Source organism: Mesorhizobium sp. M1027 (genome assembly GCF_040318745.1).
Lineage (GTDB): Bacteria > Pseudomonadota > Alphaproteobacteria > Rhizobiales > Rhizobiaceae > Mesorhizobium.
Genome location: NZ_JAMYMW010000023.1, coordinates 20,112 through 27,612, shown reverse-complemented (window position 1 = coordinate 27,612; position 7,501 = coordinate 20,112). Strand labels below are relative to the sequence as shown.

Below are 7,501 nucleotides of genomic sequence, written 5' to 3'. Positions count from 1 at the left end.
CGGACCTTCGGCTGGATGACAAGATGCCGCCGCCTCGTGCGCGACTACGAGCAGCGCATCGATGTCTCGCAAGCCATGATCCTTGTCGCAATGGGCGGCAATCTCATCCGCCGAAACGCTCATCCGTGAATTTCAAAACGGACTCTCAGAAGCGGCATGGATAGGCAATCCATCGTCCGGGATTGAACTGATAGTTTTGATTTTGATGCTCGAGCGCTCCCGCGCCAGTGAGTATATAGAGCCCCAAAATTCGGGTTCGCGCCGGTTCAGTCGCCGGATCTTTATGAGCGCATGATTTCTTCTGGCGCGGGAAGTGGATTAGGAAAACCTGCTGACGGCGCGGCCGCCTTCAATAAGAAAAACTGTGCAGCCTATAAGCTTCGGCTCGACGACATCCGGTTCTCGATTTCCTTTAGGATGTTGGTTGCGCGTGCGATGCGGCTATACCTGGCCAGAAAGTCTGCCTTCGCCTGCTGACCGATCTGATCCCGAAGCGCCTTGTTTTCGCGCAGGCGCTGAAGAGCTTTGACCCAGTCGGACGGGTTGTCTGGCGACACCAGAACGCTGTTGACGCTATCCCTCAAAACTTCTCGGATAACTGACAGGTCGGAGGACACTATGGGTTTGCCATGCGCCATATATTCGAAGAGCTTGAGCGGCGACATTCCCTCAGCGATATTTCGACCGCCGCCCTGGCCCTCTACATCTCTAAGATAGGGCGCGAGTACAACGTCCATTTCGGCCAAGTAGGCACATGTCGCGGCGTGAGGAACGTAGCCGTGAAACACTGTGTTCGGGCATTTGGCCAGCTTCGATGTCCAATACTCTATATCGCCTGGTGTTCCGCCGACGATGTGAAATGTCGCCCAGCCGCATCGAGGCGCAATAGCGCTGATTATCTCCATGCCTTTTCCCTTATACAGATGTCCGACATAACCAACCTTGAACGTGCCGCTGAGGCTGCATGGCTCGACATTCGGCGGAACCGGATCCGCGCCATTGGGCGCGATGAGAAATTTTCCCGCATGTTGAGGAAAGAGGCGGATGCTGTCGTCCCGCAGACGTTGCGACGTGACGACCAGCATACGGAATGCCTCTAGGCCTATCAGTTTGGCAAGGCGCTGACGCTGACGTCTGCTCAAACTGCCAATCGGGTCGTGAAGCTCAAAAACGGTCGTGAACCCGAAAAGTCCGGCAGAAACAAGCGCTACAGTAGCCGAGCGTGTAAAGACGACATGCGGCCGCAGCCAGACCGCAGCAAGAAGTGCCAACACAGCAAAAAAAAGCTCCCGGCCGGGCACAGGCCAAAAGGGTACAGGGAGAACGCGGAATGGGAACTCGGTACCGAATCCGTATTCGCGCGCGATCTTCTCATAATGATCCCGTGTATTCATGGAGGCGCGTGGAAGCGCTAGTAGGACCTCCGCTCCGGCAACCCGAAATGCATGGCACATCTTTGCGACTTGTACCGCATTGGCGGCCGGCGCCGGAACGTGCGCAGAATGTATATAGAGAAGCCGCATCCACAAAGCCTATCTTTCACGCCTCGCGGCTGGTCTAGTTCTTCGCCTCTGAGCCGCAAGTTCGGAGACCACGGGCTGGGCAGACGCACCAAGTCGAACGACAAAAGCGCCCTCCGCCCCGGTGGCTCCATGGGTTGTGATAGTACCACTCGCCGGTTGCCTCACCAAAATCGAGCGCCCTTTTTCGCGAACTGGGGGCAGGCCCAGCGACAGCACACGCCGCCCTTCACCGGACAGGTTCTGACCACAGCCGTCATCAAAGCCCCAGCCAGCCAGCAATTATGTTGCGCTGTATCTCAGAAGTTCCGGAATAGAGTTTGCTGCCGATGGCATCACGCACGGCACGTTCGACGTCGAATTCGCTCAAGAAACCATAGCCGCCGAAGACCTGGACGACATCGAGCGTGGTGCGAACAAGCGATTCGCTCACAAAGAGCTTCGAAACGGCGGCGTCGAGGGATACGGACTGGGAGCGTTCAAGGCCCCACGCCGCTTTGTAGACGAGCAGTCGGGCCGCCTCCACCTGCATCTTCATGTCGGCAATCTTATGGGCGACCGCCTGGTGCTTGGAGATGGTCTGGCCGGACTGACGTCGGGTGCGCGTATAGGCCACTGCCTTTTCCAGAAGCCGCTCCATGGTGCCTACATGACTGGCGAATAGGCACGCCCGCTCCCAGTCCATGCTATGGACGAACAGCCTGGAGCCGCCGCCCACTCCACCGAGAACAGCGTCCTTCGAAACAAATACGTCCTCGAAGACAAGCTCCCCGATCGGAGACGTCCGCAGTCCCATTTTTTCGAACTTTTGCGCGACCCGATAGCCGGGCAGCGTGCGGTCCACGAGGAAGCTCGTGATGCCGCCGAAATACCCCTTGGCGCGGTCAGTGACAGCAAAGACGACGGCAACATCCGCCACCGGCCCGTTGCTCACGAAGGTCTTCGTGCCGTTGATTAGAAAGCCGTCGCCATGAGGCTCCGCCCGGGTTTGCATCGCAAATGCATCGGAGCCCGACTCCGGTTCGCTCATCGCATTGGCCGCGATCAAAGTGCCATCACAGAGCCTCGGAAGATATCGATTCTTCTGCTCTTCAGTGCCGAACTTCCAAATCGGCACCACGCAGGCCAGAAGGTGGGCGCAGATCGAGAAGACCAAGCCGGAATCCTCGCAGCCGTAGCCGAGCGCGTCGATTGCAATGGCCGTGGACAGGGAATCGAGACCGGGTCCCCCGTAGGCCTCGGGGACTGGCAGGCCGGTCAGGCCCATCTGCGCGCAGGCCTGCCACAACTCGTGCTGGAATACTTGGTCCCGGTCGCGCTGCCTGACATCTTTATTGAGCTTATCTTGCGCGAAGCGATGGATCTCACCGCGCAGGATGCGCTGCTCCTCGTTCAGCGCGAAATCCACTACTCCATCCTTATCAGATGCTGGTAGTCAATTTTATCTGTCGATGTCTTCGGAAGTAACGGCTGATGCGAGAACCAGTCCGGGGCCATGTAGGCCGGCAAGTTGTGAGCGCAGAACCGCTTCAGCTCGATGAGCGACAGCGCATGGCCGTCGCGCGAGGCATAGAACACCTTAATGGAGACGCCCGACTCCTCCGAGCGAGCGATCGCCGCCACCTCGGAGATCGCTGGATGGCGATAGAGCGCCGTCTCGATCTCGCCGAGTTCGATCCGATATCCCCGCCTCTTCACCATCCGGTCGCGTCGACCACGGAAGGTGTAGACTCCGCCATCGCCTTCGATCACTACATCGCCGGTACGGTACCAGCGACCGCTTGAATCGACGTGAAAAGCGGCGCTTGTTCGCTCAGGCATGTTCCAATAGCCCAGCATCACGGGAGCACCGCTGATTGCGAGCTCGCCTTCCTGGCCTCGCGGCACGTTGCGACCATTCGCATCGATCACGCGTGCCTTAACATGCGCGCAGGCGCGCCCGATCGGAAACGGCGCCGAGCGGTCTTCGGCGATCGTCTGCGGGATTTCGTAGTAGGTACAGACGTTGGTTTCGGTTGGACCATAGAGATTCAGGTAGCGTGCGCGTGGGACCACAGCCTTTAGCCTGCGCAGATGCTTGACCGGAAAAACCTCGCCGGCAAATAGAATGAACCGAAGAGCGTGGTCGTCGCGAGCATCAAGGCTGCCGTGCTCGACCAGAAGCGTGAGTACGGAGGGCGTGGAATACCAGACGGTCAACCGCCGCTCGGCGATAACCGACGCCATCCGGGTCGGATTCTTGCCGAGCTCCTCACCGATGAGGAATACGGTCGCGCCGTGCTTCAGCGGTACGAAGATGTCGAGGATAGACAGGTCGAAGTGGAAAGGCGCATGGGAGGAGAAGCGGTCATTCTCGTCAGGGGCGAGGATCTCGGAGCACCAGTCCACGTAGCTCGAGCCATTACGATGCGTCAGCATCACGCCCTTCGGCTGGCCGGTCGAGCCCGAAGTGTAAAGCACGTAAGCGAGGTTGTCCGGCCCCGGCCGCGCCGATTCGTCCTCCACCGCCAAGCTGCCGGCCTCTACGCGAGCCAGGTACGTCGCGAGCGGCGAGGGACCGTCGGACCAGTCGAGCGGTAAGAGACACGGTTCCGCAGCCAAGCGCGCCAACTCACAGCGCAAAGTTTCGGCTCGGGACGCCTCCACGAAAATCGCGCGCACGCCGCAGTCGTTAAATATGAACGCGCTACGCGCAGGCGGTGCCAGAGAGTCGACGGGCACATAGGCCGCGCCCACCTTCAAGGTGCCGAACAGAACAGCGAGCGAGGCGATCGATTTTGGAAGGCAAATGCCGACGCGGTCCCCCGGCCGGACGCCGATCCGACGCAGATGGTCGCGGACTTGGTCCGACAGCGCGTCGAGCTCGCCGTAGGTGATCTGCCGCCCAGAGCTCGCCTCGACAGCGGCGCACGTCTGGGGATGCCGCCTCGCGCTCTGTTCCAGATACTCGTGTAAGGCAGCAACCGTCATGGCGGGCTCTATGTGGACGCCTGCTTCGACTGGACGAAATTGGCAATTTGGGCGATGGAGTTCAGGTTCTCCGGCACGAGTTCGTCAGGGGCGATTTCGATACCGCAGGATTTTTCCAGGTAGGCAACGAGCTTAAGCGTCGCCAACGAGTCGAGAATGCCGTCAGTTATCAGCTCCGTTGAATCCGTCAGATTCTCCGGCCTTTCACCGGGCAGAAACTCCTTCAATATGAAATCCTTGGCCATCGTCCTGATCTGGATCGCGTTCATTGTTCCTCCTTGTGTGGAGCAACCGCAAGGTTCAGGGGAATTAGATCCTGGTGTTGCTGCAGCACTTGGTAAAGCTTGTCGGCGATGAGCCGATGGCCGGCGGCGTTTGGGTGATCGTCCCAAGGTGCTACAAGAAGCGTCCGCCAGTCATACCCGTCATACACACCGGAAAGATCGAGAACGTTAAAGCCAGCCTCGGCAGCGAGGCGCTTCTCTAGCTCGGTGCTGGTCCTCTCGTCTGGTCTGGGTAGATAGATCCAAAAGACCCCGACCCCTTCTCGCTTCGCAGCTTCCACGATTCGAGAATAGATCGCACGCAGAAGTCTGTCTCCGTAGGGCATGAGCTTTCTTTGAAGTACCTCGTGGTCGGCACGGGGATCGATCCCGCTCTCGCGTACAATGTCGCGCACGAAGTCGTAGCGATATGCGGAGCCATTCTGGATTGCTTTCCCGAGACGCTTTAGCGTTCGTGGAACAAGCGCGCTGTGCTCGAAGTAAAAGATGTACTTTGGTTTGAATGCGAGCACTCGATCCTCGATGATGGCCAGAATGTCCAGAGGAACATAACCCCCAACGGCAAAGTTCAGCACCTCGTAGTGTCGATACCCGCTGTCGTCTGCCTGCGCATTCAGCCGCCGCTCCAACAGGCCCTCGAAAGTCTCGTCATCCGCGACGCCCTCGCCGAAGACATGCGAAGAGCCGACGATTGCGATTCGTGGGGTGCCGGGAGTAGGAATCTTTTCATAGTCCTGATCTCGCATGCCCCAGCGGTTGATGTGGACCCGCGTTCCCTTAAAGTCTGCTTGGGAGAGTGGTCGCAGATAGGTCGTGGGAAGCGCACCGGTGAACTCGCTCAGCGGCGTCTTGTCCAAATTGTCCCAACCGTCGTGTCGTCGTTGGCCATAGACAATCCACAGTTCTGGGTTAAATGCGCCGACATTGACGAGGTTCTCGTAGTAGCCGCGCTCCAGGTTCGCGTTGTCGCGGCTATTGAGGTTCGGCGCTCTAATGTCGGCCATTGCGGTACTGACCGTCTCCCCGAGGCGATCGTGAACCATGGGGAGCGAGATGCAAACCGCGATCAACCCGCAGACACCGACCGACGCAACCGACCGTCGGAAACTGTACTGGCGGTCGGCGCCGCCGCGCGCGAGCGCAAGCGCAGGAATGCCAATGATAGCTGCCACCGCGACCAGTACGAGGGCGGGCGTCATTTTGCCAGGAACTTCCACGCCCACAGTGTCGAAGACGGAGAACCATTGCGGGACCGAGCTCGCGCTCCAAAACGACCAAAGGAGGCAGATGACGACGAATACGCCAATGGTCCGGCTCGCAGTTTGCAGCGCACCGTTCCAGCTTAGTGCCCCGCCACGCAGGCGCCGCGTGCGACCGTGCCGCATTTCATAGTGGGCGTTGATCGTCACAAGCACGGCCAGGATCATCCAGAAGAGGAAGTCGTTCCAGGTGAATACCCAGGTGCCACGTAACCAGAACCACTGATAGTTGTGCAGCAGCCAAGTCGCGAGGAACGCGAGGAGGGTCGCGCTGACCAGCGCTACGCTCTCTCCCCAGCGTCGAAAGCGAAAATACAACGGATAGTATACAATCTTCATTATGAAGTCCTTCCAGTATATATTTATTCGACGCCAGAAATCTGTGAAACTTGAGGAAAGAAAGTACAGATTGTGGGTTTCTGGAAGGTTGAATCCAAATAAATGCAAAATCCCGGTGATTATGTGAAAAGTTCCTGAAACCTTCAGATAAAGTAAAAATGGCCATATGATAAATTGCAAAAGCTCAATCTGATTGTGTACGTCCGCAGCATCGATAACAAATCGCTGATATACGATGCGGTAGCATATCAAATGGATAGCGCCGCGAAACATCCACTGAATGCCCGTTTGATAGATGTAGTGCCGGTCAGCATTGTAGTAGCTGCTGCGGAAAGTTCTAAAATCTACGACCGGAAAGAGCGGGAAGCACACGTTCGGCAACATGAAAAAATACGCGAGCCGCTCCGAAAGCGTCGCCATCTTCTGTTCACGTCGCATTTCGTATGCATAGACAATGAGACGGAACATGAACATGGAAGCGAGCACTGGCCAGACGGCGCGCGTCCACGGGGTCGCTATCCAGTCCATTCGTGCGGCGGCGAGCCCGCAGCCGGCGCCAACCAGCGCCAGCACTCTCCATCCAAAAGCGATCGGTAGGTGGACAATTCCGATCAGTACGAGCCCAATGGCGACGATCCAGGCGGCATCGATGAGGCCGTCAAATCTCCAGTGGTGCCAGTTGGGCCCAAGGTTCGCGAAAACTGCGGCGATAGTCGCGAACGAGAGCAGCACGAAAAACGGCAGCCGGTAAGGCTGTGGCAGGAAGTAGTGCACGCACCAGCCGGCGAGGGCAACGAGCAGGACGCGGACAAGCGCAGTAGTCTCGAGCCTGAGGAGATAGACCAGCGCGATGAAGAGGGCCAGCTGGCAGGCTATGGCGAACCAAGCCAGGATGCTTCTCGACTCAGTCTCCGTAGGATCCGCCGACCAGGGACGAGACAATGTCTTGATCCAATGCACGCTCGCGCGCCTCAACCAGCTGCCGGCGGACATCGACAAGAAGTGGCTTTGGGGCATGCGAAAGATCCGCAAGCTGCTGGTCCCCCTCCCATGGCTCCCATCCCTGACGGGTAAAGCGCCCCGGTCCTTAGAGGGATGCCTTGACTTCTTTGAACGAGTCCGGTTCCGC

5 protein-coding genes and 1 pseudogene are annotated in these 7,501 nt (G+C 58.3%); 1 reads left to right on the top strand and 5 read right to left on the bottom strand.

The genetic code is table 11. From position 1 onward, the window contains the following. A pseudogene (locus tag NKH50_RS28715) lies at positions 1-129 on the top strand (IS5/IS1182 family transposase); the annotation flags it as partial. Between the two features lie 242 nt (positions 130-371). Here the strand turns inward: NKH50_RS28715 and NKH50_RS28710 are convergent. The 5 genes from NKH50_RS28710 to NKH50_RS28690 all read right to left on the bottom strand — a co-directional run bounded on the left by NKH50_RS28710 (position 372) and on the right by NKH50_RS28690 (position 7,332). Next, positions 372-1,523: a glycosyltransferase gene (locus NKH50_RS28710; protein ID WP_352707144.1), complete on the bottom strand. Its 1,152-nt coding sequence runs from the start codon at positions 1,521-1,523 to the stop codon at positions 372-374. A 256-nt stretch (positions 1,524-1,779) separates the two neighbouring features. Further along, positions 1,780-2,928 (bottom strand): acyl-CoA dehydrogenase family protein, encoded by a 1,149-nt coding sequence (locus NKH50_RS28705; RefSeq protein WP_352707142.1) that lies wholly within the window; start codon positions 2,926-2,928, stop codon positions 1,780-1,782. Next, a complete protein-coding gene (locus tag NKH50_RS28700) occupies positions 2,928-4,490 on the bottom strand; it encodes an amino acid adenylation domain-containing protein (RefSeq protein ID WP_352707140.1) in 1,563 nt (520 codons plus the stop codon). The genes NKH50_RS28705 and NKH50_RS28700 overlap by 1 nt, the downstream gene beginning before the upstream one ends. A gap of 8 nt (positions 4,491-4,498) precedes the next feature. Next, positions 4,499-4,759, bottom strand: coding sequence for an acyl carrier protein (locus tag NKH50_RS28695; RefSeq protein WP_029356091.1), 261 nt, complete (start codon positions 4,757-4,759; stop codon positions 4,499-4,501). After that, complete coding sequence (locus NKH50_RS28690) at positions 4,756-7,332, bottom strand: SGNH/GDSL hydrolase family protein (protein ID WP_352740790.1); 2,577 nt, start codon at positions 7,330-7,332, stop codon at positions 4,756-4,758. The genes NKH50_RS28695 and NKH50_RS28690 overlap by 4 nt, the downstream gene beginning before the upstream one ends. Positions 7,333-7,501 lie beyond the last annotated feature (169 nt).

What these genes read in the sequence shown, in the direction of transcription:
- NKH50_RS28710 (WP_352707144.1), bottom strand. Translation starts at nt 1,523, where the DNA reads ATGCGGCTTCTCTATATACATTCTGCGCACGTTCCGGCGCCGGCCGCC.
- NKH50_RS28700 (WP_352707140.1), bottom strand. Translation starts at nt 4,490, where the DNA reads ATGACGGTTGCTGCCTTACACGAGTATCTGGAACAGAGCGCGAGGCGG.
- NKH50_RS28695 (WP_029356091.1), bottom strand. Translation starts at nt 4,759, where the DNA reads ATGAACGCGATCCAGATCAGGACGATGGCCAAGGATTTCATATTGAAG.